A 26,896-nucleotide genomic window follows, 5' to 3' on the forward strand; every position below is an offset into this window, starting at 1 on the left:
GGCTGAGGCGTTCCGCGCTCAGGGGGCCGAGGTCGCCTTCAGCGGCGGGGCCGTCCGGACGCTGTGCTCCGGCGTCAGGACGGCCAGCAGCGGCCCGGTGATGAACGTCGTCACCAGCGCCATCAGCACGAGGACCGTGAACAGCTCCGCGTTGATGATCCCCGCCTCCAGCGCGACGTTGAGCGCGATCAGCTCGGTCAGCCCCCGCGCGTTCACCAGCGCGGCGACGACCGCCGACTCGCGCGGCCGCAGCCCGTTGAGGCGGGCGCCGAGGTAGCCGGGGACGAGCTTGCCGCCGATCGCGACGACCAGGATCACCGCCAGCAGCGCGAGGCCGCCGCCGTCCACCGTGCCGATGTCGAACGACAGGCCGGTCGTGACGAAGAACAGCGGCAGCAGCAGGCCCGCGCTCTGCTCCATCGGCTCCAGGATCTCGGCGTCGGGCACCCCGTCGCGGCGCGGCATCGCCAGCCCCGCGACGAAGCCGCCGAAGACCGGGTGCAGGCCGAGCCGCGAGGTCGCCCACGCGGCCGTGAGCGCGAGGACGAGCGCGAGCGGCAGATGGTTCGCGGCCAGCGCGCGCGGCCGGTCCATCCAGCGCGCCACCAGCGGCCGCACCACCCCGAACATGACCGCGAGGAACACGATCAGCATCGCCAGCGTGACCTGCCACGGCCGGTCGGAGGCGTGGCCGGTCCCGGCGAGCGCGGCCGCGAGCAGCAGCCAGGCGGCCGCGTCCATGAGCCCCGCGGCGGCCATCGACACCGTCCCCGGGGCGGTGGCCGCGATGCCCCGTTCCCGGACGATCGCGGCGAGCACGGGAAGCGCGGTGATCGACGTCGCGACCGCCAGGAACAGCGTGAAGGCACGCGTCCCGGCGTGGTCCGGGTCGACGTTCGCGAACGTGCCGTCGAACAGCGACAGCGCGCCCAGCGTCAGCGCCATCGGCGCCACCAGCGCGAGCACCCCGACCGTGAGGGCGCTGCGCCCCTCCCGCCGCAGCAGTCGAAAGTCGATCTCATATCCCGCCACGAACATGAAAACGACGATGGCGATCTGCGAGAGCACAGTGAGGAATGGCTGCACCTCCCCGGGGAAGAAGCGGGACGTCGGGTCGCCGGGAAATCGTCCGAGCAAGGTGGGCCCGAGCGCGATCCCGGCGAGGATCTGCCCGAACACGGTCGGCTGCCCCAGCCGGCGCGCGACCGCGCCCAGCAGGGTGGACGCCGCCACGATCAGGGCGACGTCGCCGACCACGATGGTGGTCACCGTTTCCGTCCGCACGGTCAGTTCCGTCCGGTCATCTCTGGGAATCCCTTCGGAGCGCTAGTTCGGGCGTCGCCGCGTCGCCAGAAAGGCGGCGAATACAGCGGCGGTGAGAATGAGAAGGCCGATCTCCGCGGCCCTTCCGGCGAGGATCCCGTCATCGGGATCGGACGTCGCGGCGGCCGCGGCCTCGTGCCGGTGCACACCATGGTGCGCCGGTGCGGCGGCCAGGCCAACGACCGAGCCCGGTGTCCGGTTGAGGGGTTTCACCGTCCCGTCGCCGAGCTGACCGGCGGTGTTGAGCCCCCAGCAGTCGATGGAGGAGTCCCGGTAGGCGAGGCAGGTGTGCCGGCCGCCGCCGACGAGGAGCGCGGGGTCGAGCCGCACGTTGCGCACCCGCACGGGCCTGGAGGCGTCCGCGGTCGTCCCGTCGCCGAGCTGCCCGAAGTCGTTGCGACCCCAGCACCACAGCGTGCTGTCGCCGAACACCGCGCAGGTGTGGTCGCCGCCCGCCGCGAGCTGCGTGGGTCCGCGTTGCAGGCCGACGACCCGCCTGGGCACCGGCGAGGGCTTCGTGGACCCGGTGCCGAGCTGCCCGTGCCTCCCCTCGCCCCAGCACCAGGCCGAGCCGTCCTTCACCAGCGCGCAGGTGTGGGAGTCCCCGGCGGTGAGCCGGACGGGCGCCGAGGGCAGCCCCTTCACCTCGACCGGCGCGCCGGAGGACGGCCCGCCGCCCCCGTTCCGCCCCCAGCACCAGGTGGACCCGTCCCTGAGCACGGCGCAGGTGTGCGCCGCCCCCGCGACGAGCTGCGCGGGCGGCGACGGCAGCCCCCTGACCTCGGCCGGACCGGACGGCCCGCCGCCCCCGTCCCGCCCCCAGCACCAGGTGGCGCCGCTCTCGTAGGCGACGCAGGTGCGGTCGTCCCCGACCGCCAGCAGGCGGACCTTGCCGGTCAGCCCCCTGACCGGAACGGGACGGGTGGAGTCGGCGCGCGTGCCGTCCCCGAGCTGCCCGTACCCGTTGCTCCCCCAGCACCGGACGGTCCCGTCCCCGAGCAGCGAGCACGTGTGCCCGCCGCGCGAGAGCGTGGTGGTGGGCGCCGCCACCGGCCCCTTGACCTCGACGGGTCTCGCCGAGGAGACCGTGGTCCCGTCGCCCAGCTCCCCGTGCCGGTTCCCGCCCCAGCACCGCATCGTCCTGCCGCCGAACAGCGCGCAGGTGTGGTCGGCCCCCGCGACCATCGCGGTGACCTCCTCCCCCGCCGGGACCGCGCCGGGTGCCGCGGCCGCCTGGGCGGGGGCGCACGACATCGAGGCCACCAGGAGCCCCAGCCACGCCAGAAGCGGGATCGACCGCGGCCCTCTCACTTGTCCTCCGCGGATGCGCGGCGGCCGAGGCGGGCGCCGGTCACGCCGAGGGCGGCCAGCACCAGGAGCCCGGCGGCGGCGATCACGAACCAGCCCTTCCCGCCCGAACCACCCGAAGCGCCGTGCTGCGTATGCACGGAGGCGGCTCGCGGCGCGGGCGCGGAGGCGGATGCGGAGGTGCCGGGCTGCTCGAAGCGGAAGGTCCCCGCTTCCGGATTGCCGTCCGCCCAGGTGAGCGTCACGACATTCCACTCGCCGATCAGGTCGCCGTTCGCGTCGAGCGGGAAGGTGTACCGGCCCCCGCCGGGCTTCGCGCACAGCGCGCCCAACAGGTAGGTGCCCGACCGCAGCGCCGCCGTGATCGGGACGCCGGCCCGGCCGTCGCGCGTCCACCGCGCGTCGAGCCTCATCGCACCGCCGGACCGCAGGTCGCCGAGCGAGCGGTACCACAGGGACGAGCCGTCCGGCATGTTCGCGGCCTGGCGCGGGTCGAGGCTCCCGTTCGGCGCCCCCCGCGCGATCGCCACCTCGGCCGGCACGATCATCGGCGACCACGTCGTCACCCCCCGGGGGCAGCGCAGCGCCGCCCCGTCCGCGACCGTGAGGCCGATCTCCGGAACGCTCCCGGAGACCACCGTCGGCCGCACCCCCGGCGACGCCGACGCCGGCGGCGCCCCCGCCACCAGCGCCGCGGCCACCACCCCGGCGCCGCACGCGGCCCACCCCCACTCGCGAAGGCGCACCCTCATGGACACAACCCCTCAGTTCGGGGCCGCCGGTGACCGGACGCCACGCCCGCGGCCGACGGCGCATACGGTCCTCATCCAGGACTCATGCTCGTGGCCCGAGGTCAGTGCCGCTTCTTCCCGAATGCGACCTCCGTTCCGGCCGCCCCGGGACGCGGGAACACCGGGACACCGCGAGGAGAACGTCCGGCCACCGCGCGCCGAACACCGGCCATTCCCCCCGACTGGCACGAGTCAGACGGGGTCCGCGTTCGCATGACAGTGCTGGGCACGACGTGGTTTGCTGAGCCGGCGCCGATCCGACCGACCGGATCGGCGCGTCCGTGTAAGGAAAACAATCGCGTTGGCGAAAGGACGTCCGGCCCATGGACCTCAGACTCGAACTGCTCCCGATCCCCGTATCCGACACCGATCGGGCGATCGCTTTCTACTCCGAGAAAGTCGGATTCAAGCTCGACCACGACATCACGCCCGGCGGCGGCATGCGGATCGTGCAGATGACCCCGCCCGGCTCGTCCTGCTCGATCGGCTTCGGCGACGGCTGGGTCGGCACCCCGCCCGGCTCGATCCAGAACCTGCACCTCGTCGTCGACGACATCCGCGCCGTGCACGCCGAACTCTCCGGCCGCGGCCTGGAGATCAGCGAGATCAACGACATGTCCGCCCCCGGCAAGCCCACGGTCTCCTACGCCTACTTCGCGGACCCCGACGGCAACAGCTGGGCCCTCCAGCAGATGGCCCGCCGCACCTGAGGCCCCCGCCGGCACGCGGCGCCGGCCAGGGTCCACGAGACGCCGCTCCCCGTCTCGTGGACCCTGGAACCACCGCACGGTCGGCTAGCCGGCGAACATCTGGGTGGCGTTGACGAAGGTGCCGGTGATCGCGGACGCGCGGTCGGAGGCCAGGAAGACCGCGACCTCGGCGACCTCGGCCAGGGACGGGGAGCGCTTGAGGATGCGCATGCCGTCCAGGTTGTCGAGGATGCCCCGGAGCGCCGCGCTGTCGACCCGCATCTCGCTGTTCACCGAGCCGAGCAGTTCCGGTGTCAGGGTCTCGGGGATGCCCGCCGCCCACAGGCCGAGGACGCGGACGCCGCTCGCCCCCACCTCCTGGGCCAGGTTGCGGATGTAGGCGTCGATCGCCGCGTCCGCGGGGCCTGTGCTGCCCATCATCGGGCTGCCGTGGGCCGAGCCGCTGTTGAAGGCGAGGATCACGCCGGAGCCCTGCTCGGCCATGTGCCGGACGGCGGCGCGCGAGGTGATGAACGTCGTGGTGATCCCCTTGGTGATGGCCCGGGTGAAGTCGGCCGTCGCCATCGTGGCGAGGGGCATGCCCTGGGCGTCGCCCCGGTTGACCAGGTTCAGCGAGATGTGCAGGCCGCCCCGGCCCGCGACGGAGCGGGCGTGCGCGTCGACGGCGTCCTCGTCGAGGGCGTCGACGACCGCCGCGTCGGCCCGGCCGCCCTCGGCGGCGATCTCCTTGGCGAGCCGGTCGAGCCTGTCCCGCGTCCGTCCGGTGAGGAAGACGTGGGCGCCCTCGCGCGCGAACGCCTTCGCGATGCCCGTGCCGACCGCGCCACCGGCCCCGTAGATGACCGCGTTCTTGCCGTTGAGCATCATGTTCTCCTCCAGCGGTTGTGTGCCGTCTGTTGAGACGGGTGGTGGCCGTGAACCTCATCGCGCTGTTTCCGCCGTGCTGACCTGCGGTATCCGGGGACGCGGTGAGTTTTCCGCGGGGGTGCCGTCATACAGGTACCGCCGACCGCGGAGCCCACTCGACCGTCAGGAGCACGGATGGACAGCACGCTTGGAATCACCCGGTTCGTCAGCGGGCGACGAAGCAAGTGGGTCGTCCTCGTGGTCTGGCTGCTGCTGACGATCACGGTGGCCGGGCCGCTGGCCGGCAGGCTCACGGGCGCCGAGGACAACGACTACACCCAGTGGCTCCCGGGGAACGCCGAGGCCACGAAGGTCCTGGAATTGCAGAAGAAGTTCCAGCCGGGTGACAACGTGCCGGTGGTGGTGGTCTACGAGCGCGCGTCCGGGATCACGGCGGCCGACCGGGCCAAGGCCGCCGCGGACGTGCAGGCGTTCGCCAAGGACGAGGGCGTCCTCAACCGGATCGTGGGGCCGATGCCGTCCGCCGACGGCAAGGCGCTCCAGACCGTGGTGCCGATCCAGATGGGCTCGGACGGCACCACCAAGATCGTCAAACGGGTGGACGGGGTGCGCGACACGGCGGGCCCCGGCGCGAACGGGCTCGCGGTCCACATCACCGGGCAGGGCGGCTACCTGGCCGACACCACCGACGCGTTCTCGGGGCTCAACTCGACGCAGCTGCTGTTCACGGTGCTCGCGGTCGTGATCATCCTGCTGTTCGCCTACCGGAGCCCCGTCCTGTGGATCCTGCCGTTCCTGTGCGCGATGCTCGCGCTGACCAGCTCGCAGGCGTTCATCTACCTGCTGGCCGAGCACGCCGGGCTGACCGTGAACGCGCAGGACACCGGGTTCCTGCTGGTGCTGGTGTTCGGCGCCGGCACCGACTACGCGCTGCTGCTGCTCTCGCGCTACCGGGAGGAGCTGGCGCGGCACGAGGACCGGCACGAGGCGATGGCGATCGCGCTGCGCCGGGCCGCGCCGGCGATCATCGCGAGCGCGGCCACGGTCTCGGTCGGGCTGCTGTGCCTCCAGTTCGCGCAGATGAACAACACCAAGGGGCTCGGCCCGGTGCTGGCGATCGGCATCGCGGTCGGCCTGGTCGTGACGCTGACGCTGATGCCCGCCCTGCTGGTGATCTTCGGACGGTGGATCTTCTGGCCGGTCAAGCCCCGGGTGGACGCCTCGGAGGCCACCAGCGCCCGGCTGTGGGCGCGGATCGGGACGCGCATCGCGGCGCGCCCGCGCATGGTCTGGATCGGCACCGCGCTCATCCTCGGCGTCCTCGCCCTCGGGAACCTCCAGCTCCACAACACCGGCCTTGAGTCGCAGGACGCGTTCACCAACGACCAGCCGTCGGTGACCGGCCAGGAGGCCCTCGCCCGGCACTACCAGGCGGGGCAGCAGGGCCTGCCCGTCGTGGTGATCGGCAACGCCGCGGCGGCGCAGGAGCTGCGGCAGACGCTGAGCTCCTCGGACGGGATCGCCTCGGTCAACACCCCGGTGACCAAGGACGGCCTGGTCTACATGGAGGGCACGCTCAAGGCGCAGCCCGACAGCGACGCCGCGCTGACGACGGTCTCGCGCCTGCGCACCGCGCTGCACGCGGTCGACGGCGCGGACGCGCGGGTCGGCGGCCAGACCGCGCTGACCAAGGACACCAACAGCGCCTACGACCACGACACCAAGCTGCTGATCCCGCTCGTCCTGGCGGCGGTCCTGCTGATCCTCGTCGTGCTGCTGCGGGCGCTGGTGGCGCCGCTGGTGCTGATCGCCACCGTTGTCCTGTCGTACGCGGCGGCGATCGGGGTGAGCGCGGTGCTGTTCCACAGCGTGTTCGGGTTCGCGGGGACCGACACCTCGTTCCCGATGCTGGTGTTCGTGTTCCTCGTGTCGCTCGGCGTGGACTACAACATCTTCCTCATGACGCGCGTGCGCGAGGAGGCGCGCGAGCACGGCACCCGGCAGGCCACGCTGACCGGGCTGACCGCGACCGGCGGCGTGATCACCTCGGCCGGGCTCGTGCTGGCCGCCACGTTCGCCGTCCTCACGACCGTGCCCGTCGTCTCGTTCGTCGAGATGGGCACGGCGGTGGCGCTCGGCATCCTGCTCGACACCTTCGTCGTGCGGTCGGTGCTCGTGACGTCGCTGACGATGGACATGGGCCGCCGCATCTGGCTGCCGAGCGCGCTCGCGAAACGCGAGGACGCCCCCGTCCGCGACGCCGAGGCGAGCCTGGAGCCCGCGCCGCGGACCTAAAACCACTCCTCACCCCCTGTGCTCCGGGGCGGCCTCGACGACGAGGCCGCCCCGGAGCGATGTCCAGGGGGTCCGCTGAGCAATCCACGAGGTGCCCGGGGCGCGCGCCGCGGCGGACGATGCTCGTGACCGCCAGTGTCCGAAGGAGATCCGATGCGCGTTCTGTTCACCATCTACCCCAACTCGCTCGCGCACCTCTACCCGGTCGTGCCGCTCGCGTGGGCCCTCCAGAGCGCCGGGCACGAGGTCCGGGTCGCCTCGCACCACAGCGCCGCCGAGCAGATCATCAGCACCGGCCTGTCCCCCGTCCAGCTCGGTGACACCGACGTCCCCGAGGTGCGCCTCACCGACGAGGCCAACCCGCCGAAGACCCCGGAGGAGGTCGACCGCTACACCCGCGCGCTCGGCCTGGACGACCGGGAGCGCGAGTTCTGGATCACCTTCTACCAGTACCTGTTCGTGCCGATGTCGGACTACGTCCGGGTCGACCGGTCCGAGGCGGAGCACCTCGTCGACTTCGCCCGCGCGTGGAAGCCGGACCTGGTGCTGTGGGACGTGACGGTCCCGGCCGGCGCGGTGGCGGCGCGGGCCTGCGGCGCGGCGCACGCCCGGCTCGGCAACGGCGAGGACGTCCTGTCCTTCAGCCTGGAGAAGCTCGCCGAGCGCGAGGCGCAGGTCAGGGCCGCCGGGCTCGACCCGAACCCGCTCGCGACCCTGATGGCGCCGCTGGCGGCGGAATACGGCATGGAGGTCGACAGGGAGCTGCTCCTCGGCCAGTTCACGGTGGACTCGATCCCCGAGGGCATGCAGCTCCCCACCAACATCACGCGGGTGCACATGCGGCACGTCCCGTACGCGGGCGCGCAGGAGTTCCCGGAGTGGCTGCGCGAGCGGCCGGAGCGCCCCCGGGTGGCGATGTCGCTGGGCGAGTCGACCCGCCGGTTCATCCGCGGCGACTGGGACCGCACCCCCAAGATCATGAAGGCGCTGGACGGCCTGGACGTCGAGGTCGTGGCCACGCTGAACGACCTCCAGCTCGACGGCGTGGAGAAGATCCCCGAGAACGTCCGGCAGATCGAGTGGGTGAACCTGACCCACCTGCTGCCGACCTGCTCGGCGATGATCCACCACGGCGGCATCGGGACCTACTCGGCGGCGGTCCCCGCGAAGGTCCCGCACCTGGTGTGCGACATCGAGGGCGAGTCGCTGATGCTGAAGCCCGTCCAGGAGAAGGACGCCTCGCGCACCGGCACGCTGCTGCCCGGCCTGGAGATCGGCAAGCGGGAGGACCGGGAGGCCGACGGCCCGCCGCCGGTGTTCGAGCTGCCCGCCAAGAAGGTCGAGGCGACGCCCGTCTCGAACTTCGTCATCGCGCAGGGCTCGGGCGCCCGGCTGGACCACCGGGCCCAGTCGGTCGAGGAGATGCGGGAGCTGATCCGCGCGGTCGCGACCGACGAGTCCTACCGGCGGGGCGCCGAGGCGGTCTACGACCAGTGGCTGGCGACCCCCAGCCCCGCCGACGTCGTGCCCGTCCTGGAGCGGATGGCCGCCGAGCGCCGCGGACGCGCCTGACGAGGGCCCGGCCGGCCGGTGGACGGGGTCACCGCGTCCACCGGCGCCGGCCCCCGCTCCCGCGCTCGGGTTCGGCGACGCGCAGCAGCTCGTCCACGGCGTCGTCGAAGGAGGCGAGCGCCCGCCGCGCCCGGTAGGCGGCGAGCCGGTCGAAGCGGTCCTCGTCCAGGCGCAGCCAGCGGGCCGAGCCGTAGTAGCGGTCCATGAGGTCGCGCCACAGGCCGATCGTCAGCTCGCCCGTCGCCTGGTAGTGCCAGGAGATCTGGCCGGTGCGCAGCGCGCCGTCCGCGTCGGGGTAGAAGACCGTGCCGCTGAAGGACAGGTCGATCGGCACGTCCCCGTCCCGCAGCGCGTTCAGGTACTGGTCGGCGGCGACCTGCATGTCGTGGCCGCACGGCAGCCCGAGCGTCAGCTCCGTCGCCCCCCGGAACGCCGGGACGGTCGCGGTGATCCGCGCCCAGGTCAGCCCGTGCAGCGACCGGTCCCACAGCTCCGGCGCGCCGAACACGCCCGCGAGCCGGTCCTGGTCCTCCCCGTCGTAGCCGCGCCGGGCCGCCGCGATGCTCACCACCGTCGTTAGCAGGACGCACTGGACGGGCCCGCCGTCCGCGCGCCGCAGCCCGACCAGCAGGTTCAGCGTCGGCGTCGCCGCGCACCGCTCGGGCTCGATGCCGAGCAGGTCCAGGGCCAGGTCGGGAGCGCTCACGGCCGCGGCCCGGCCGAGCGCACCTCGACCCGCTCCAGCTCGGGCGCCGCCGCCCGCACCGCCCGCACGACCGCGGCGGCGACCGGCGCGGGCACCTCCCCGCCGGCGGCCCCCTCGCCGGCCACGACCAGCTCCACCGCGGCGCCGTCGATGCCCGCGACCTCGGCGCGGGCGCGGTGCCCGGCGAGGAAGGCCTCCATCGCGCCGAGCGCCCGCCCGACCCGCACCTCCGGCGGGTCGGGATGCAGGCCGTGCGCCATCAGCAGGTGGCGGATCAGCTCGTCGCCGGTCAGCGCGGCGTCCGCGCCCGCGTTCGCCGCGATGCGCTGCACCCGCTCCAGCGCCTCCCCGTACAGCTCCACGAGGGCCCGGACGGTCCGCGCGGCCTGCGCGTCCAGCCGTCCGAGCAGCCCCTCAAGGTCCTGTACGTGCTCGCGGACCCGCGCGTCGTCCCAGCTCATCGCGTGATCGAACGCATCGCGCGGACGAACGGCCCGTAGGAGAGCAGGACGCCCGGCGGGTCGCCCCCGGCGCGCTCAGCGCGCGGCGCCGGGCCCGGCGGGGCGTCCGCGGCCGCCTCCCCGTCGTGCCTCGTTCGCTCGGACGTCCACAGGGTGCTCCCCTCGTCCACCCCGGACGCCGTCGGCGCGGCGCTCGCCATCGATCCCCTCCCACCGGACAGGTCGGCGTCTCCGTCTTCGGGGGGGTCGATCTCCCCCTGCCCAGCGGAAACCCCGTAAAACACCCCGCGATCTCAGGTGAGGCGCTCGGAGAGGGCCCAGAGGCGGTCGGCGGTGCCCGGGTCCAGGGCGTAGGGGAGGTAGTGGCCGGTCGGGGGGTCGCCGGGGCCGGTCCAGGGGGTGCCGATGGCGCAGTCTTCGAGGTATCTGCCGCCGACGCCGTCCAGCTCGGGGGCCACGGCGGCCCAGACCGAGGTGGCCGCGCCCTGCTCCGGGGTCTTCCAGCCGCGCGGGTCGAGCACGCCCGACCAGCCCATGTCCGCCAGCTCCTGGCGGGGGATGTGCCGCTGGAGGCCCGTCATGATCGCGCCGGGCATCACCGCGTTGGCGGTGATCCCCTCGGCCGCTTGGCGGGCGGTGAGGCCGACGGCGAACAGGGCGTTGGCGGTCTTGGACCGGCCGTAGGCCTGCCAGGGGTCGTAGGGGCCGCGCTCGTAGTTGGGGTCGTCGAGGTCGACGTCGCCGCGGCGGTGCGCGCGCGAGGACAGCACCACCACGCGCGCTCCCCCGGCGGCGCGGAGGGCGGGCAGCAGGCCGGCCGTGAACGCGAAGTGGCCGAGGTGGTTGACGCCGAACTGGGACTCGAACCCGTCGGCGGTCCTGGTCAGGGGCGTGGCCATGATCCCCGCGTTGGCGACCAGGAGGTGCAGCGGCCTGCCGGTCTCGACGTGGCGGCGGGCCCAGCCGGTGACGGAGGCGAGGGAGCCGAGGTCCAGCGGGCGGAACACCACCTCGCCGCCGGTCTCCGCGCGCAGCCTCGCCGCGGCGGCCTCGCCCGCGCCGGGGTTGCGGGCCGCGAGCACGACGCGGGCGCCGGCGGTGGCGAGGGCGCGGGCCGTCTCCAGGCCGAGGCCGGACGCCCCGCCCGTCACGACCGCCTCCTTGCCGGACAGGTCGTGCCCGGCGATCACGTCCATGGCGGTGGAGTCCGCCCCGAAGGTCGTAAAGGTCATGCCGCCGAGGCTGGCCCACCCGGCGCCGGGGTGTGAGCACCCCCGCGTTCCTGGCAGTGACAGGGTCACCCGCGCGCGGGGCGGTGCTGGGACACTGGTGCGGTGTCGAGTGAGCTCGGCGTGTTCCTGCGCGCCCGCCGTGCCCGTGTCCGGCCGTCCGAGGTGGGGCTGCCGCCGGGTCCAGGCGCGCGGCGGACGCCCGGCCTGCGCCGCGAGGAGCTGGCGGCGCTCTCCGGGGTGAGCATCGACTACTACATCCGGCTCGAACAGGGCAAGGAGACCAATCCGAGCGGGGCCGTCCTGGACGCGCTGGCCCGCGCGCTGCGGCTGGACGAGGAGGAGCACGCCCACCTCTACGCGCTGGCCGACCACGCGGCCCGCCGGACGCCGCCCGGACGCGGCGCCGCCGACCCGGCCGTCCGCCCGGCGGTGCGGCTGCTGCTGGAGAACCTCCGCCCGTGCCCCGCCTACGCGCTGTCGCGGACCGGCGACGTCCTGGCGGCCAACCCGGAGGCCCTCGCGCTCTACGCGGGCCTGGCCGACTGGCCGGAGGAGCGGCGCAACACCGTCAGGTACGTCTTCCTGCATCCGGCGGCGCGCCGCCTCCTCGCCGACTGGGACCGCTCGGCCGCCGGGTGCGTGGCGAACCTGCGCGGGGTCGCCGCGGCCGACCCCGACGCCCCCGACCTGGCCGCCCTAGTGGACGAGTTGGACGGGCGGAGCCCGGAGTTCGCGGCCCTGTGGCGGCGCTACGACGTCCGGCACCGGCGCGGCGAGGAGAAGACCTTCCGCCATCCCGAGGTGGGAGAGCTGACCCTCCAGGTGGAGTCCCTCCGCCTCACCGGTACCGGACAGCGCGTCACGGTCTACCAGGCGTGGCCCGGCACCCCGTCCCACGACGCCCTGGCGCTGCTGTCCATGGCCGCGGGGACGGGGCGCACCGCCCGCTAGCAGTACTTGCTGGACCCCTTGCTCCCCCACGAGCACGAGTCGGCCGTGCTGCCGTTCGGGTAGCGGAGGTAGGCGGTGTCACCGTTGTTGTTCCAGACGTAGCTCGTCCGGCCCCAGTAGCGGTGGGTCGCGCTGTTGCGGCCCTTGCCCGTGTGGATGTAGACCGACTTGCGGCCGCCGAGGGTGAACGTCCCGAAGGTGTAGGTGTAGCCGGTCTTGTCCCGCAGCTTGTAGCCCCTGAGCTGACGCGACGACCTGGAGGTGTTGGAGAGCTGCACCCACTCCCCGTTCAGCGAGGAGTTCGAGCGGTTGTCCTTGCCCGGCGAGTCGAAGTAGACGCGGTGGATCCGCACCGCGCTCGCGGCCTCGGCCGGCGCGGCGGCCAGCAGCGCCGCTCCGGTCGCTCCGGCGATGGCGACCGCCCCCATGACGACGATTCTCTTCACCCCGTGGGTCCCTTCTGTAGTGGATCCCCAGATGTACCGGTAAGTGGGGATCGGTACCTGGGTTATCGCGGGTCATGGCCATGTGCGGGCCTCGTGGCAACCGGAGCGGGCGGTGGGGCGTCGCCGCTGATCATGCGGCGTCCGGTCAGGGGCGGGTCATGTCTTGGATGTGCAAACCGTGGCGTCTGCCACACGAAAGACGGGGACCGGCAGAACGGGGTTCACTCGCCGCAACGAGAGGAGCCGTTCACATGCCCGAAACCCCTGGTTCTGAGTTCTGGAAGAACCTCAAGCCGATCGAGAACTCGTTCAAGCCCGACGCGCTGCCCGAGGTGTACCTGTCCAACGTCGCGACCGACGACGACCGGTACTACGTGCCGTTCACCGACACGGTCGGGTCCCGGCCGCTGTGGATCAACGTCAAGGACAACACCTGGTCCGACATCCTGCGGTCCAAGGAGGCCGGGCTCGTCAACCGGCACTACCACCCGCACGAGGTGTTCGCCTACACGATCTCCGGCAAGTGGGGCTACCTGGAGCGGCCCTGGACCGCCACCGCGGGCGACTTCGTCTACGAGGCCCCGGGCGAGGGCCACACGCTCGTCGCCTACGAGCACGAGGAGCCGATGAAGACGCTGTTCATCGTCAAGGGCCCGCTGATCTGGCTGGACGAGAACGGCGAGACCGAGGGCTTCTTCGACGTCCACGACTACATCGACATGTGCCGCAAGCACTACGAGAAGGTCGGGCTGGGCGCGGACTACGTCAACTCGCTGTTCCGCTGACGACCGTCCGCTGAACATGGGCCCTGGGGCGCCGGCCCAGGCCGGGCCCCCCGAGAAAAACCTGGACCCTGACATGACCCAGATCCTGACGCGCACGGCGCGTGGGGCGGCCGACCGGTACGAGAACCGGCTGCTGCTCATCCTGTTCCTGGCGTTCGGCTTCGTGTTCTTCGACCGGCAGGCGCTGGCGTTCCTCGCGCCCTACATGGACGACGACTTCGGACTGTCCAACTCCCAGCTCGGCATCCTGTCCGGCGTGCTGGCGCTGACCTGGGCGCTGGCCGGGATGTTCGCCGGGAGCCTGTCGGACCGGCTGGGACGGCGCAAGCCGATCCTCGTCGGGGCCGTGCTGCTGTTCTCGGTGTTCTCCTCCGCTTCCGGGCTGATGACCGGGTTCATCGGGCTGCTTGCCGCGCGGGCGTTGATGGGCACCGCCGAGGGCGCGGTGCTCCCGATGTCGCAGTCGCTGATGGTGGAGGCGTCCCGCGAGTCGCGGCGCGGCCTGAACATGGGGCTGCTCCAGGGGTCCTCGGCGGGCCTGCTCGGCGGGATCGTCGCGCCGGTCGTGGTGGTCTGGATGGCCGACACGTTCGGCTGGCGGACGGCGTTCTTCGTCACGATCATCCCGGGGCTTATCGTGGCCGGGCTGATCGCGAAGTTCGTCCTGGAGAAGCCCCCGGCGGGCCGGGAGCCCGAGGAGGCGGTCGAGGCCGCCAAGGCCGCGCCGAAGGTGCCGGTCAAGGAGGTCCTGAAGCTGCGCAACGTGGTGATCTGCATGCTGATCGCCCCGTGCTACCTCACCTGGTTCGTCACCCTGATCACCTTCACGCCCAAGTACCTCACGGACGAGAAGGACTGGAGCTCGGGCACGATGAGCGCGGTCATGACCTGCCTCGGCGTCGCCTGGGTGGTCTGGGGCTTCGCGACCCCGGGGATCTCCGACCGGATCGGGCGCCGGCCCGCGCTGATCGGGTTCACCGCGCTCGCGGTGTGCTGCCCGATCGCGGTCGTGTACGTGAGCAGCCCGGTGCTGCTGGGCGCCCTGATGATCCTCACCTACACCGGCCTCGGCTGCTTCACGCTGTTCATGGCGACGATCCCGGCCGAGACCGTCCCGCGGGCGGCGCTGGCCACCGCGCTCGGCGTGATCATGGGCGTGGGAGAGCTGGCGGGCGGGTTCCTCGGCCCGCTGGTGGCGGGCTGGGCGTCCGACACCTGGGGATTCCAGGCCGCGATGTTCATCGCGGCGGGCGGCGCCGCGCTGGTGGTCGCGCTGTCGTTCGGGCTCCGCGAGACCGCGCCCGCGGTGCTGCGCCGCTCAGGGAAGACGGAGGTGACCGCGTGAAGGCGGCCGTCTGGTACAAGGCCCGGGACGTGCGGGTGGAGGACGTCCCGTCCGCTCCCCCGGGGCCCGGCGAGGTCGCGATCACGGTCGCGTACTGCGGGATCTGCGGCAGCGACCTGCACGAGTACGCCGACGGGCCGCACGCGATCCCGGTCGGTGAACCGCACCCCGAATCCGGACGGCGCGCCCCGCTGACCCTCGGGCACGAGTTCAGCGGGACGGTGGCGGAGGTCGGCCCCGGCGTGGAGGGCCTCTCCCCCGGCGACCGGGTCGCGGTCGAGCCGCACTACCGGTGCGGCGAGTGCGCCCGCTGCCTGGCGGGCGAGTACAACCTGTGCCGCCACTTCGGGTTCGCCGGGCTGATGGGCGACGGCGGGCTCGCCGAGCGGGCCGTCGTGCCGTCCTACATGCTGCACCGGCTCCCGGACTCCGTCTCGCTGGAGCAGGCGGCGGTCTTCGAGCCCGCCGCGGTCGCGCTGCACGCCGTCCGGCGGTCGGGGCTGGTCCCCGGCGAGAGCGTCGCCGTCGTCGGGCTCGGGCCGATCGGGCTGCTGATCGTCCAGCTCGCCGCCCGGTACGGGGCGGGGCGGATCACCGCCTCCGACCCGTCGGAGAAGCGGCGCGCGCTGGCGGCGCGGCTCGGCGCGTCCGAGACCGTCGGCATCGGGGCCCTGCCGCCCGGGGACGCCGACGTGGCCTTCGAGGCCGTCGGCACCGAGGGGACGCTGCGCGACGGCCTCGCCGCCACCCGGCGCGGCGGCCGGGTGGTCCTCGCCGGGCTCGGCGGGATCTTCGAGTTCGACGCGTTCGCGCTGGTCAACAACGAGCAGTCGATCATCGGGACGGTCGGCTACCGGGACGCCCACCCCGAGCTGATCCGCCTCGTCGCCGAGGAGGGGATGGACTTCACCCCGATCGTGACCTCGACCGTCCCGCTCGCCGACGTCGTCGGCGGCGGATTCGAGACCCTGCTGGGCGCGGGCTCCAAGGAGGAGATCAAGGTGCTGGTGCGGCCATGACCAACGACACCGAGGGGCTCGCCCCGGGCCTGTTCGCCGGGCGGCGGGCGTTCGTGACCGGCGGGACGTCGGGGATCGGCGCGGCGACCGCCGTGCTGTTCGCCGAGCTGGGCGCCGAGGTGACCGCGCTCGGCCTGCGCCCCGCCGACGAGGGCGAGCTGCCGGGGCATCCGGCGGTCCGCGTCGTCGAGCACGACGTGCTGGACGGCGGCGGCCTGACCGGGCTGATCTCCGAGGCGGGACGGCTGGACGTCCTGGTCAACTGCGCGGGCGTCAGCCACGACCGCGACGAGTACGACCTGGAGCGCTGGCGGCGCGTCCTGGAGATCAACCTGACCGCCACGATGATCGCCTGCCAGGCCGCGCGGCCCGCGCTCGCGCGCGCCGAGGGCGGCGGCTCGATCGTGAACGTCTCCTCGATGTTCTCCTTCACCGGCAGCCGCGACCGGCCCGCCTACAGCGCCAGCAAGGGCGCGGTCTCCCAGCTCACCAAGTCGCTGGCCGCCGAGTACGCGGCCGACGGCGTGCGGGTGAACGCGGTCGCGCCCGGGTTCGTGGTCACGCCGCTGGCCCGGGGCCTGCTGGACGACCCGCCCGCCGCCGAGGCCGTCCGCGCCCGAATCCCGTTCGGACGCTACGGGCGCCCCCGCGAGATCGCCGCCGTGAACGCGTTCCTGTGCTCGCCCGCCGCGTCCTACATGACCGGCGCGGTCCTTCCGGTGGACGGAGGTTACCTGGCCGTATAGCGGCGAACACGACATAGGCTCCTATTTCAGGACCGCCCGCGCCCGGGAAGGAGCCCCATGCCGGCACCCGCACTGATGACCAGCCACGCGACCACCGAGGACATCGATCCGCGCGAGCGGATCGGGTTCTGGGAGGAGTACAACCGCAGGGCTCTGGTCGGGCTGTCCTGCACCTCCTATTCCGAGCGCGGGCTGCTCGCCCGGCAGGCCAACTTCCAGCTCGACGACGTGCGGCTGGCCGAGATCAGCGGCAACGCGCACGCCGTCGAGCGGACCCCGGAGGTCGCGCGGTCCGCCCCGAAGGACTCGGTGTTCGCGACGCTGCTGGTCAAGGGCGAGGCGGTGTTCCTGCACGAGCACGGCTGCCTGTCGGCCACCGCGGGCGACCTCGTCGTCTACGACACGCGGCGGCCCTACCTGTTCGGGTTCTCCTCGTCCATGCGGCAGTTCCTGGTCGACATCCCGCGCGAGCTGTTCGTCGAGGCGTGCATGGCGGGCGGGGTGCCCGCGCCGATGCTGTTCGGCCGGGGGACGGCCCGCGAGGGCGAGCTGGTCGTGGCGCTGCGGTCGGTCCTGGAGAACCCGGGCGAGCGGGCGCGCGGCACGGTCCTGGACCTGATCAAGCTGCTGGCCGCCGGGCGCTCGGGCGACCGCCCCGCCCCCGCCGCCTACCAGACCCAGCTGATCATCGCCAAGGACTACATCGAGCGGCACCTGCACGACGCCTGCCTCACCCCCGGCCAGGTCGCGGGCGTGATGGGGGTGTCGGTCCGGCACCTCGGCCGGATCTTCGAGTCCGCCGGGACCACCCCCGCCCGGCACATCCTGGAGCGCCGCCTCCAGCGCGCCCACGACGACCTCACCGCCCCGGGCGCCGCCGCGACGACGATCGCGGACGTCGCCTACCGCTGGGGCTTCTCCAGCCAGGCCCACTTCGCCCGCCACTTCCGCGCCCGCTTCGACCGCACCCCCACCGAGGCCCGCGCCGCCGGCTCCTAACCGCCGAAGGCCGTGAGGAAGCGGTCGCGGAAGGCGTTCATCGGCCAGACCGGGGCGTTCGGGCCGGGGCGCAGGCCGTCCTGCCAGCCCCATCCGGAGATCCTGTCCAGGACGCGGGGGTCGCGGGCGACGATCGTGATCGGCACGTCCCGTCCGGCGCCCGGCCCGGTGATCGTGGAGGCGGGCTGGTGGTCGCCGAGGAAGACCATCACCAGGTTCTCGTCGCCGTAGGTCTTCGCGTAGGAGATCAGGCTGTTCAGCGAGTACTCGATCGACCTGCGGTACTCGGTGCGGATGTGCGCGGGCCACGGCGGGTTCTCGTCGGTGACCATGGGCCGGTAGACCGACCCGTCGCCGACGGCGCTCCAGTCGACCATCCTCGGGATCGACGCCCACGGCGCGTGGCTCGACACCAGCGCCGTCTCGACCATCACCGGCTCCGGCCGCGTCCGCTCCGACCGCTGGATCGCCGAGAGCGTGAACTGGTCGGGCATGGTCGCGTAGCTGAACCGGGGGCCCCGGTAGCCGATGTTGCGCGAGTCGTAGACCTTGTCGTAGCCGAAGAAGCGGCCCTCCGGCCAGGCGCGGACGTTCGCGGGCATCGCGGCGGCCGTCCGCCACCGCGCCCGCCGGAACGCCCGGTTCAGCGTCAGCCGGTCGCCGCCGACGAGCGTCCGGTAGCGCTGCTGGTTGTCGATCCACAGCCCCGACAGCAGCGTCGCGTGCGCGAGCCAGCTCCCGCCGCCCGCCGTCGGCGAGGTCAGGAAGCCGCTGCGGGACGAGAGCCCCGCGGCGCGGAGCTGCCTGGTCCCGGCGTCGAGGACCGCGTCGACCTGCGGGGCGAACTGGGGGTCCTCGATCGCGTCGCGACCGTAGCTCTCGACGAAGGCGAGCACGACGTCCTTGCCGCGCAGGCCGGTCAGCAGCCGGTCGCCCGGGGTGTCGCGGAAGGCGTCCACGGCCGCCTGCGCGGCGAAGACCCGCTCGTCGCGGAGGCTCGTCCGGACCTCGCGGGCGTGGTCGTAGGCGAGGGCGGCCGCGCCGCCGGAGGCCACCGGCAGGCCCGGGACGACCTGCGCGCCGAGCGCCGCGCAGGCCAGCCACGCCGTCCCGGCGACCCCGGCGCCCGCCAGCGCCTCCCGCCGGTGCGCGGCGGCCAGCCGCGCCAGCCGCAGCACCGACAGCGTCATGAGCACCGGCACCGCGACCGCGAGGGCGACCACGCCGATCACCGCCGCGACGGCCCCGGCGCGGCCGAGCGAGGCGTCCAGGAACTCGACGGCGGGCCTGAGCAGCACCCAGTCGAGGACGAGGTCGAACGGCCGGACGAGCACGGCGTCGAACCCCACGTCCAGGACCTTCACGATCGTCAGCAGCCCGAGCGCGGCCCCGGCGGCCGCCGCCGTCGCCGTCCGCACCCGACCGGGCAGGACGGCGAGGACGGCGGCGCCGACGACCGCCTCCGCGGGGACGCGTAGGAGCGCCCCGGGCGCCAGCCGCGCGAACTCGTCCGGGACGACCAGGGCGAGGTGGACCAGCGCGCACGCCAGACCGGTGACGACCCACCCGAGGACGCGGCGCGCCTGTCCATGTGCGGGGGCGACCTCCGCCGTCTCCGGCCCGGCGTCCAGGCCGTCGTCCGTCGTCGTCACCGAGCCCCCCGCCGCGCCGCGCCGCCCTCCTTACCCTCTCTTGAACGTGCGGAGCCCGCATCCGGTTCACCCGGATATGCCGGGAGCGTCAGCCGAGCGCGAGGTCCCGGCGGCGGAAGCCGGCCAGCCCGGCCGCCCCGAGCGCCGCCGTGACCGCGAGCAGCCACAGCAGCGGCGTCGCGCTGAAGTCGTGCCCCGGCAGCTTCGGGACGTGCGTGAACGGCGAGACGTCCAGCACGATCTGGGCGAGGTCGAGGCTCGTCCCGAACAGCGTGATCACCCCGGCCACCGCGACGACCGCCCAGCCCGCCGCGCTGTAGCGGGGCGCCAGCCCGTAGATCGCCATCGCGACCGCCGCGACCAGCCACACCGCCGGGAGCTGCGCCATCGCCGCGCCGAGCACGCGCGGCACCTCGCGGCCGGGGTCGCCGTCGTCCACGCCGTGCGCGAAGCCCGCCATCAGGCCGCCCGCGGCCAGCACGGCCGCCGACCCGAGCAGCGTGAACACCAGGTGGCTCGCGGCCCAGCGCAGCCGCCCGACCGGGGTGGCCAGCAGCGGCTCGGCGCGCTGCCCCGACTCCTCGGCGCGCAGCCGCAGCGTCGCCGACACCGCGTAGGCCGCGGCGAACAGCCCGAGCATGCTCATCACCGAGGCGAAGTAGGCGTCCACGATCGCCGACTCCCCGCCCAGCTTCGTGAAGATCTCCCTCAGGTCCGGGTTGTCGTTGACGAGCTGCTCGACGCTGCCCGCCACCCCGCCGTAGACGAGCCCGAGCGCCGCGAACCCCGCGAGCCACCCGTACAGCGCGCGGCTCTGCAACCGCCAGCCCAGCCCGAACGCGCCGTTCAGCCGGGGCGAGGCGTCGGGCGGGCCGAGCCTCGGCGCCATGATCCCGGCGCCGACGTCCCGCCGCGCCGACAGCGCCGCCGCGGCCGCGACCAGCGCCGCCGACAGCGCGACCACCATGGCGAGCACCCACCAGCGCTCGCCGGCGTAGGGCCGGATCCGCTGGAGCCAGCCGAGCGGCGACAGCCAGCCGAGCCACGACAGCCCGTTCCCGGCGCCGCCGACGTCGGCGGCGAGCCGGACCGTGAACGCGGCGCCGAGCGCGGCGACCGACAGGCCCCGCGCCGCCCCGGCGCCCTCGGTGAGCTGCGCGGCCACGCCCGCGACCGCCGCGAACACGCACACCGCGAGGCCCAGCTCCAGCCCGAACGCCAGCGACCCGGCCAGCGGCAGACCCTGCGCGGCCATCCCGGCGGTGAGCAGCGCCGCGATCACCAGGCCCGCGGCGCAGGTGACCGCGAGCGCGGCGGCGAGCGCGGCGCCGCGTCCCATGATCGTCGCGCCGAGCAGCTCGCGCCGCCCGGCCTCCTCCTCGGTCCGGGTGTGCCGGACGACGGTCAGCGACGCGATCAGGCCCAGGACGACCGGGATGAACCCGGAGCGCTGCGCGACGATGCTGCCGAGCCCCGAGTCGAACAGCGGCCCGTAGAGCGCGAGGAAGGTCGCGTTCGTCCCGCTCGTGTTGGCGTACTTCAGCCGTTCGGCGGCCGTCGGGTACAGCTTGTCGGTCGCCGCCACGAAGTTGACCGGGATGAGCACCGCGACCAGCATCCAGGCCGGCATGAGGAACCGGTCGCGCCGCAGGATGAGCCGGATCATCCCGCCGGTGCCGGCGAGCGCGGTCATGACGCGCGGCCTTCCCGGTCGGCGGACGCGGCGGCGTGCGCCGCCTCCTCCGCGGCGAGATCGTCCTTGTAGTGGCGCAGGAACAGCTCCTCCAGCGTCGGCGGGCGGATCGACAGGCTCTGGACGCCGCCGTCGGCGAGCAGCCGGAGCACGCCGTCCAGCCGCGTCGTGTCGATCTCGCAGCGCACCCGTCCGCCGTCCACCCGCAGGTCGTGGACGCCGGGCAGGTCCGCGAGGCCGCCGGGCGAGCGCGTCAGCTCCGCGTCGATGGAGGTGCGGGTGAGGTGGCGCAGGTCGGCGAGCGTGCCGGTCTCGACCGCCGCGCCGTTCCGGATGATCGTCACCCGGTCGCACAGCGCCTCGACCTCCGACAGGATGTGGCTGGAGAGCAGGACGGTGCGCCCCCGGTCCCGCTCCTCCCGCACGCACTCCTGGAAGACCTCCTCCATCAGCGGGTCGAGGCCGGACGTCGGCTCGTCCAGGATCAGCAGCTCGGCGCCCGACGACAGCGCCGCGACCAGCCCGACCTTCTGCCGGTTGCCCTTGCTGTAGGCGCGGCCCTTCTTGCGCGGGTCCAGCTCGAAACGCTCCAGCAGCTCCGCCTTGCGCCGCTGGTCGGTGCCGCCGCGCATGCGGCCGAGCAGGTCGATCACCTCGCCGCCCGACAGGTTCGGCCACAGCGTCACGTCCCCGGGGACGTAGGCGAGGCGGCGGTGCAGCTCGGTCGCGTCGTGCCAGGGGTCGCCGCCGAGGAGCCGGGCGGTGCCCTCGTCCGCGCGGAGCATGCCGAGCAGGACGCGGATCGTCGTCGACTTCCCGGCCCCGTTCGGGCCGAGGAAGCCGTGGACCTCGCCTTCCCGGACGGTCAGGTCGAGGCCGTCCAGCGCGCGGGTCCGCCCGAAGGTCTTGACCAGGCCGCGGACGGATATGGGGATCGAATCTGTGGTCACTCGTGGCTCCTTGTGGGGGGTCGGAAGGCATGCGGCGGCCGACCCCTGCACTGTTCAGCGGCACTGTTCAGCGGGGCCGGAAGGCGGGTTCCCTCATTCGCGCGGCGGGTCGGGATCGGTTTCGCGCGCGGCCGCGTCCGAGGTGGGGATCCGCCGCGGCGAGGCACGGCGGGCACCGGCGGCGGGAGCGTCACGCATCGTCGTCGGGGTCCTCTTGGGCGGCGGCCATCTGCCGCAGCGCGGCGCGGGCCTGTTCGAGCAGTTCCGGCGAGAGCAGGACGTCGGAATGGACGTCGAGCGCGGCCATGACGAGCCGCGGATATCCCTCCCGGGTCAGGGTGTTGGCGCCGAGGGCCCGCGAGAGGTGGTGGTGCATCACGACCAGCGAGAAACTGATCGCGGTCATGACGGCCGCGTATCCGTGCAGGTCGTCGGTGTTCGGCTTGGCCAGGCCCGGCAGATCGCGCTGGAGCAGTTCCTCGCTGAGCGCGACCGCGTCGTCGAAGAACCTGTCGGCCGCCTCCGAGCCGTCCACCAGCGCCCGCGCCAGGTACCGCTGGACGGGCATGCCCGCCCGGAACGCCACCTCCATGAACCCCGGCTCGGCGAGCCCGCCGCTCATCGCGTCCTGCTTGGTGGTGCGGAACAGCTCGATGGCGTACTCGTCGCACGCCCGGCGGAGCCCCTCCTTCGTCCCGAAGTAGTGCTGGACCAGCGCGGGCGACACCTCGGCCGCCCGCGCGATCCCCCGGATCGTGGCGCCCCGCTCGCCGTGCTCGGCGAACTGCTCCAGCGCCGCGTCCCTGATCCGGATCCGCGCGGTCTCCTCGGACTCGTCCGTGCCCACGTCCACCAGCCTGTACAAGCGTTCAATAACTTAGCGACGGCGCTATCGTACGCTTGTACAGTGGGGCCGACAAGGCGTCCCCTGAAAAGGCTCGGAAGAGGGTCGCTCAGAGGTAGCGAAGCCACAGGTAGGGCACGCAGAGCGCGACCGTGACGAGCGTGACGACCAGCCCGTACCTGGTGAAGTACCAGAAGCTGATCGGGGTGCCGTTGCGCGCGGCGATGCCGAGCACCACGACGTTCGCGCTCGCGCCGATCGCGGTGGCGTTGCCGCCGAGGTCGGCGCCCAGGGCCAGCGCCCACCACAGCACGTGCCCCTCGGTGCCCGGCTGCCGCTGCACCAGGTCCGACACGATCGGGCTCATCGTGGCGACGTAGGGGATGTTGTCCACGATCGCCGACAGCCCGGCCGAGGCCCACAGCAGCAGCATGGCCGCGAAGGCGGGGCGCCCCTCGGTGGCGTCGGCGGCGGCACGGGAGACGTCGGCGATCACCCCGGTCTCGACCAGGCCGCCGACCATCACGAACAGCCCGGCGAAGAAGACCAGCGTGGGCCATTCGACCTCGTCCAGCGCCTGCTGGGTGGTGACGCTGGTCGCGGCGACCAGCAGCCCGGCGCCGAGCAGCGCCACGACCGACGGCTCGTAGTGCAGCACCGGGTGCAGGACGAACGCGACGACCACGAGCGCCAGCACCGACAGGCCCTGCCAGAGCAGCCGCCGGTCGGTGATCGCCTCCCGCTCCTCCAACTCCATGATCTCGGCGGCGAGCTCGGGGTCGTAGTGGAAGTGGGCGCGGAACAGCCACCGGCACAGCACGCAGAACACGACCATCAGCAGGACGATGAGCGGCGCGAGGTTCAGCAGGAAGTCGTTGAACGACAGCCCGCCCCGGCTGGCGATGATGATGTTGGGCGGGTCGCCGACGAGCGTCGCCGTCCCGCCGATGTTGGACGCCATGACCTCGGCGACCAGGAACGGCTCCACCCGCAGCGCGAGCCGCTCGCAGACGAGGAAGGTGACCGGCGCGACCAGCAGCACGGTCGTGACGTTGTCCAGCAGCGCCGACGCCGCCGCGGTCAGCACGACCAGCATCACCATCAGCCGGTAGGGCCGTCCGCGCGCGCGTTTGGCGGCCCAGATCGCGACGTACTCGAAGACCCCGGTCCGGCGCAGCACCGAGACGATCACCATCATGCCGAGCAGCAGGAAGACGACGTTCCAGTCGACGCCGGTCTCCTCGGAGAAGAACGCCCCGTGGCCGTCGGTGATGTGCAGCAGCAGCATCAGCCCCGCGCCGCCGAGCGCGACCGCCGTCCGGTGCACCTTCTCCGACGCGATCAGCAGATAGGCGCCGACGAAGATCGTGATCGCGGCCACGGCGGTCAAAGGGCTCCCCTTCCCGAGGGGTCGCTGAACAGAACCGCCGACCAGCCTTCCCGGCACACCAGCACCCGACCCTAACCGGAACCGGCCGTGTTTCGCACGCGAGAAGCCCCAGGTCGGCGGGTTCGCCCGGCTGCTACCGTCGAGGGGTGCGCGCCCGAGACCTCGCCGTCGACCACCCCACCGTCACACCCGGGACCAGCGCGCTGGACGCGGCGCGGCTGCTGGCCGCCGGCCGCCTGCCGGGGCTGATCGTGGTGGACGCCGAGCGCCGCCCGACCGCCGTGCTGCCCGGGTCGCGGCTGCTCGGATCGATGATCCCGCGCTACGTCCAGGACGACCCGGCGCTCGCCCGCACCTACGACGAGCGGCACGCCGACCAGTTGTGCCGGCGGCTGGAGGGCAGGCGCGTCGCCGACCTCCTGCCCACCGACGGGACGCCGCCGCCGGTCGTGGACGCGCGGGCGACCGTCATGGAGATCGCCAGCGTCATGGCGGGCGCCCGCAGCCCGGTCGTCGCCGTCGCCGACGACCCGCGCGGCACCGACGCCCCCATGCTCGGCGTGATCACCGTCGCCGACCTTCTGAGCCGCCTCCTGCCGCCGGAATAACCCGGGGGTATTCAACCCGGGCGTGGCTTTTCTGGCTGCGCACGACCATTCGCCGCGCTACCCTGATGATCAACTTGTACCGATCCATACAGGGAGTCCCATGCTGCGAAACGCCGCGTTGACCACCGCGTTCGGGGCCGCTCTCGCGGTCACCCTACTAGCTCCCGCGGCCGACGCCGCGCCGTCACCGGACTGCTTCGACCGGCACAAGAGCCCCTATACCTCCGTCGTCGACAGCCATCTGCACTTCCAGCCCTTCGGCGGGCCCGCCGTCCCGTTCACCGAAATGCTGGGCTACCTCGACAGGACCGGCGTCCGCTACGCCAACATGTACGGCATCGGCCAGACGCTTCCGGCTGCCTCGACCTGCACGTACTACCTGAACTGCCCCGGCACCCCGGTCACCCCGAGCCTGCGCAACGACTTCGTCAACGCCGCCAACTACGCCGCGTTCAAGCCGAAGACGCCCCGCCTCACCCTCTCGATGACCTTCCCCGACCTGGCCAACCCCGAGGGCATCGTCGACCGGATCAAGCTCCTCGACCAGGAGTACCCCGGCATGTTCACCTGGATGGGCGAGGTGAACCTGATCAAGCAGGCGCTGCTGCCGAACAAGCACGACCCGGCCGACATGAAGGACATCGGCCGCTGGGCGCCGTTCATGAAGATCCTGCGGGAGCGCTCGATCCCGCTCACCCTCCACTCCGACCTCGGCAGCGACGCCGAGCCGACGAAGTACCTCCCGCTGATGCGCGAGGTCCTGCGCCGCTACCCGAACAACAAGATCGTCTGGGCGCACATGGGGCTGTCCAAGGAACTGAAGACGATGCCCGCCGAACAGCACATCGAGACCGTGGAGCAACTGGTCGAGGCGCACCCGAACCTGACCCTCGACATCAGCTGGCGCGTCCTCTACGACCAGTACTTCAAGGACCCCGCCAACCGCAAGCTCTACGTCGAGTTCTTCAACCGGCACCCGACCCGCGTCATCCCCGGCACCGACTTCGTGGCCTCGCGCGACAAGAACTTCGAGGTCTACAAGGAGGAGCTGGAGATCACCAGCGACGTCAACAAGGACCTCGACGACGAGGCCTTCCGCGACATCGCCCTCGGCCAGAACTACTTCCGCCTGCTGTCCATCAAGGACGAGGCCCCGGAGATCTGCTGATCGAAGTCCCTTTGGAGGCGAGCCATGTCCAGTCCCGCGCTTCCCCCGACGGAGGCCGGCGAGGTGCTGCTGCTCTGCACGTACTACGAGGACGGGCAGGCGGACTGGGGCGGTGTGCTCGGTGACGTCGGCGGCCGCCGGGAGGGCGACGTGCTCGTCCTCGGCGAGGGCGGGGCGCGGCTGCGCGTGGTCGAAGGGGCCGGCTGGGACTACCTGCACGGCGGCAACGTTCCGGCGCTCGTCCCGGACGGTGGTCGGGCCGCGCCGGTCGCCGTCCTGGTCGACATTCCGGTGGTGGCCGGCGGAGGGGATCCGCTGCTGGTGGACCTGGTCGCGGTCCCCGGACGCGGCGTCCGGGTGCCGGTGTCCCGGCTCGGCGAGATCCTGGCCGGTCTGCTGCGCGGCGAGGTCCGGTTCGAGGATCTGGTGCGCGAGATGGACGTGTTCGGCGTGTACCGGGGAGAGGGAGGCCGTCCGGCGTTCCCCGCGCCCGAGCCGTCGGAACGGCGGAGCCATCCGCCGCTTCCCGCCTCGTCCGGCGCCCTGCTCGTCCGCACCTGCTTCGACGACGAGGAGGGCTGGCGCGCCCTGCTCGACGACTTCGGCGGTATCGACGAGGACGGCTGGGTCGGCGCCGATCTGGACTGGGACGAGATCGACGTGGACGACTATCCGCTGACGGCGGAGGTCGTCGAGGACCGGCGGTACGAGGGGCTCCTGCCCGGTGAGGTCCCGGCGCTGGTCCCGCCCGAGGAGCACGCCACGCTGGTCGCGCTCGCCGACGCCCGGACCTTCGCCGAGGCCGACCGGCCGCTCACCGCCGTCGACCTGTACGACACCCCGGGGCAGCCCGCCGTCGTCCCCCGCCGGGTGGTCGGCTCGATGGCGGCCAACCTGGAGATCAGCAACATGGACTTCCACGATTTCGTCCTCGAAGAGGGCTGCGACCCGTGGTGGTAGGCGACCCGTGGTAGGCGACCCGTGGTGGTAGGCCATGCCGAAGGGGGCGGAGCCGCGTCGGCGGTTCCGCCCCCT

26 protein-coding genes are annotated in these 26,896 nt (G+C 73.1%); 12 read left to right on the top strand and 14 right to left on the bottom strand.

Annotation, left to right across the window (positions count from 1 at the left end; all coding sequences use genetic code 11):
* Positions 1-18: 18 nt before the first annotated feature.
* The 3 genes from KLI87_RS32480 to KLI87_RS32490 are packed head-to-tail and all read right to left on the bottom strand — an operon-like array spanning position 19 to position 3,383.
* The gene (locus tag KLI87_RS32480) at positions 19-1,269 is read right to left on the bottom strand and encodes a cation:proton antiporter (protein WP_214620109.1); all 1,251 of its coding nucleotides are present in this window, start codon (positions 1,267-1,269) and stop codon (positions 19-21) included.
* A gap of 57 nt (positions 1,270-1,326) precedes the next feature.
* On the bottom strand, positions 1,327-2,634 hold the full coding sequence (locus KLI87_RS32485; protein ID WP_214620110.1) for an RCC1 domain-containing protein: 1,308 nt from the start codon (positions 2,632-2,634) through the stop codon (positions 1,327-1,329).
* Positions 2,631-3,383 carry a hypothetical protein gene (locus KLI87_RS32490; protein WP_214620111.1) on the bottom strand — a complete coding sequence of 251 codons (753 nt, stop codon included), beginning with the start codon at positions 3,381-3,383 and terminating at the stop codon, positions 2,631-2,633. Before KLI87_RS32490 ends, KLI87_RS32485 begins: the two co-directional genes overlap by 4 nt.
* A gap of 362 nt (positions 3,384-3,745) precedes the next feature.
* Between KLI87_RS32490 and KLI87_RS32495 the strand changes: the two genes are divergently transcribed.
* Entirely contained in the window at positions 3,746-4,132 is a 387-nt protein-coding gene (locus KLI87_RS32495) for a VOC family protein (protein ID WP_156220118.1), read from the top strand.
* Positions 4,133-4,216: 84 nt separating this feature from the next.
* Here the strand turns inward: KLI87_RS32495 and KLI87_RS32500 are convergent, their stop codons facing one another.
* A complete protein-coding gene (locus tag KLI87_RS32500; RefSeq protein WP_214620112.1) occupies positions 4,217-4,999 on the bottom strand; it encodes an SDR family NAD(P)-dependent oxidoreductase in 783 nt (260 codons plus the stop codon).
* Positions 5,000-5,173: 174 nt separating this feature from the next.
* Between KLI87_RS32500 and KLI87_RS32505 the strand changes: the two genes are divergently transcribed.
* On the top strand, positions 5,174-7,294 hold the full coding sequence (locus tag KLI87_RS32505) for an MMPL family transporter (RefSeq protein ID WP_214620113.1): 2,121 nt from the start codon (positions 5,174-5,176) through the stop codon (positions 7,292-7,294).
* Between the two features lie 153 nt (positions 7,295-7,447).
* Positions 7,448-8,866, top strand: coding sequence for a nucleotide disphospho-sugar-binding domain-containing protein (locus KLI87_RS32510; RefSeq protein ID WP_156220115.1), 1,419 nt, complete (start codon positions 7,448-7,450; stop codon positions 8,864-8,866).
* A gap of 28 nt (positions 8,867-8,894) precedes the next feature.
* Here the strand turns inward: KLI87_RS32510 and KLI87_RS32515 are convergent, their stop codons facing one another.
* From KLI87_RS32515 to KLI87_RS32530, 4 genes are all read right to left on the bottom strand, one after another.
* Positions 8,895-9,572 (bottom strand): DUF6084 family protein, encoded by a 678-nt coding sequence (locus tag KLI87_RS32515; RefSeq protein ID WP_156220114.1) that lies wholly within the window; start codon positions 9,570-9,572, stop codon positions 8,895-8,897.
* Positions 9,569-10,033, bottom strand: a complete 465-nt coding sequence (locus KLI87_RS32520) for a hypothetical protein (protein ID WP_214620114.1) — start codon at positions 10,031-10,033, stop codon at positions 9,569-9,571. Before KLI87_RS32520 ends, KLI87_RS32515 begins: the two co-directional genes overlap by 4 nt.
* Positions 10,030-10,233: a hypothetical protein gene (locus KLI87_RS32525; RefSeq protein WP_214620115.1), complete on the bottom strand. Its 204-nt coding sequence runs from the start codon at positions 10,231-10,233 to the stop codon at positions 10,030-10,032. Before KLI87_RS32525 ends, KLI87_RS32520 begins: the two co-directional genes overlap by 4 nt.
* Positions 10,234-10,326: 93 nt before the next feature.
* Positions 10,327-11,265, bottom strand: coding sequence for an SDR family NAD(P)-dependent oxidoreductase (locus KLI87_RS32530; protein ID WP_214620116.1), 939 nt, complete (start codon positions 11,263-11,265; stop codon positions 10,327-10,329).
* A gap of 102 nt (positions 11,266-11,367) precedes the next feature.
* On the opposite strand from KLI87_RS32530, the gene KLI87_RS32535 reads away from it, so the two are divergent.
* Positions 11,368-12,216: a helix-turn-helix domain-containing protein gene (locus KLI87_RS32535; protein ID WP_214620117.1), complete on the top strand. Its 849-nt coding sequence runs from the start codon at positions 11,368-11,370 to the stop codon at positions 12,214-12,216.
* Here KLI87_RS32535 and KLI87_RS32540 read toward each other — a convergent pair.
* Positions 12,213-12,662, bottom strand: coding sequence for a lamin tail domain-containing protein (locus KLI87_RS32540; RefSeq protein WP_308166365.1), 450 nt, complete (start codon positions 12,660-12,662; stop codon positions 12,213-12,215). The two genes, KLI87_RS32535 and KLI87_RS32540, sit on opposite strands and share 4 nt — an antisense overlap.
* A gap of 251 nt (positions 12,663-12,913) precedes the next feature.
* On the opposite strand from KLI87_RS32540, the gene KLI87_RS32545 reads away from it, so the two are divergent.
* The 5 genes from KLI87_RS32545 to KLI87_RS32565 all read left to right on the top strand — a co-directional run bounded on the left by KLI87_RS32545 (position 12,914) and on the right by KLI87_RS32565 (position 17,556).
* Positions 12,914-13,447: a 2,4'-dihydroxyacetophenone dioxygenase family protein gene (locus KLI87_RS32545; RefSeq protein WP_156220110.1), complete on the top strand. Its 534-nt coding sequence runs from the start codon at positions 12,914-12,916 to the stop codon at positions 13,445-13,447.
* 73 nt (positions 13,448-13,520) lie between these two features.
* A complete protein-coding gene (locus KLI87_RS32550) occupies positions 13,521-14,792 on the top strand; it encodes an MFS transporter (RefSeq protein ID WP_214620118.1) in 1,272 nt (423 codons plus the stop codon).
* Positions 14,789-15,811: a 2,3-butanediol dehydrogenase gene (locus KLI87_RS41690; RefSeq protein WP_173390916.1), complete on the top strand. Its 1,023-nt coding sequence runs from the start codon at positions 14,789-14,791 to the stop codon at positions 15,809-15,811. Before KLI87_RS32550 ends, KLI87_RS41690 begins: the two co-directional genes overlap by 4 nt.
* Positions 15,808-16,557 carry an SDR family NAD(P)-dependent oxidoreductase gene (locus KLI87_RS32560; protein WP_214620119.1) on the top strand — a complete coding sequence of 250 codons (750 nt, stop codon included), beginning with the start codon at positions 15,808-15,810 and terminating at the stop codon, positions 16,555-16,557. Before KLI87_RS41690 ends, KLI87_RS32560 begins: the two co-directional genes overlap by 4 nt.
* 57 nt (positions 16,558-16,614) lie before the next feature.
* On the top strand, positions 16,615-17,556 hold the full coding sequence (locus tag KLI87_RS32565; protein ID WP_214620120.1) for a helix-turn-helix domain-containing protein: 942 nt from the start codon (positions 16,615-16,617) through the stop codon (positions 17,554-17,556).
* Here KLI87_RS32565 and KLI87_RS32570 read toward each other — a convergent pair.
* The 5 genes from KLI87_RS32570 to KLI87_RS32590 all read right to left on the bottom strand — a co-directional run bounded on the left by KLI87_RS32570 (position 17,553) and on the right by KLI87_RS32590 (position 24,085).
* The gene (locus tag KLI87_RS32570; RefSeq protein ID WP_214620121.1) at positions 17,553-19,208 is read right to left on the bottom strand and encodes a sulfatase-like hydrolase/transferase; all 1,656 of its coding nucleotides are present in this window, start codon (positions 19,206-19,208) and stop codon (positions 17,553-17,555) included. The two genes, KLI87_RS32565 and KLI87_RS32570, sit on opposite strands and share 4 nt — an antisense overlap.
* Positions 19,209-19,296: 88 nt before the next feature.
* The gene (locus KLI87_RS32575; protein WP_214620122.1) at positions 19,297-20,901 is read right to left on the bottom strand and encodes an ABC transporter permease; all 1,605 of its coding nucleotides are present in this window, start codon (positions 20,899-20,901) and stop codon (positions 19,297-19,299) included.
* Complete coding sequence (locus KLI87_RS32580; protein ID WP_214620123.1) at positions 20,898-21,851, bottom strand: ABC transporter ATP-binding protein; 954 nt, start codon at positions 21,849-21,851, stop codon at positions 20,898-20,900. The genes KLI87_RS32575 and KLI87_RS32580 overlap by 4 nt, the downstream gene beginning before the upstream one ends.
* A gap of 190 nt (positions 21,852-22,041) precedes the next feature.
* On the bottom strand, positions 22,042-22,698 hold the full coding sequence (locus KLI87_RS32585; protein WP_214620124.1) for a TetR/AcrR family transcriptional regulator: 657 nt from the start codon (positions 22,696-22,698) through the stop codon (positions 22,042-22,044).
* A 106-nt stretch (positions 22,699-22,804) separates the two neighbouring features.
* Positions 22,805-24,085, bottom strand: coding sequence for an ArsB/NhaD family transporter (locus tag KLI87_RS32590; protein WP_156220106.1), 1,281 nt, complete (start codon positions 24,083-24,085; stop codon positions 22,805-22,807).
* Between the two features lie 146 nt (positions 24,086-24,231).
* Here KLI87_RS32590 and KLI87_RS41695 point away from each other — a divergent pair, with 146 nt between their 5' ends.
* The 3 genes from KLI87_RS41695 (at position 24,232) to KLI87_RS32605 (ending at position 26,821) form a co-directional block, all read left to right on the top strand.
* Entirely contained in the window at positions 24,232-24,693 is a 462-nt protein-coding gene (locus tag KLI87_RS41695; RefSeq protein ID WP_214620125.1) for a CBS domain-containing protein, read from the top strand.
* 100 nt (positions 24,694-24,793) lie between these two features.
* Positions 24,794-25,861, top strand: a complete 1,068-nt coding sequence (locus tag KLI87_RS32600) for an amidohydrolase family protein (RefSeq protein WP_214620126.1) — start codon at positions 24,794-24,796, stop codon at positions 25,859-25,861.
* Between the two features lie 24 nt (positions 25,862-25,885).
* Positions 25,886-26,821 carry a hypothetical protein gene (locus KLI87_RS32605; RefSeq protein ID WP_214620127.1) on the top strand — a complete coding sequence of 312 codons (936 nt, stop codon included), beginning with the start codon at positions 25,886-25,888 and terminating at the stop codon, positions 26,819-26,821.
* Positions 26,822-26,896 lie beyond the last annotated feature (75 nt).

The sequence above is a fragment of the Actinomadura sp. NEAU-AAG7 genome, from assembly GCF_018603865.1.
GTDB classification, from domain to species: Bacteria; Actinomycetota; Actinomycetes; order Streptosporangiales; family Streptosporangiaceae; genus Spirillospora; species Spirillospora litoris.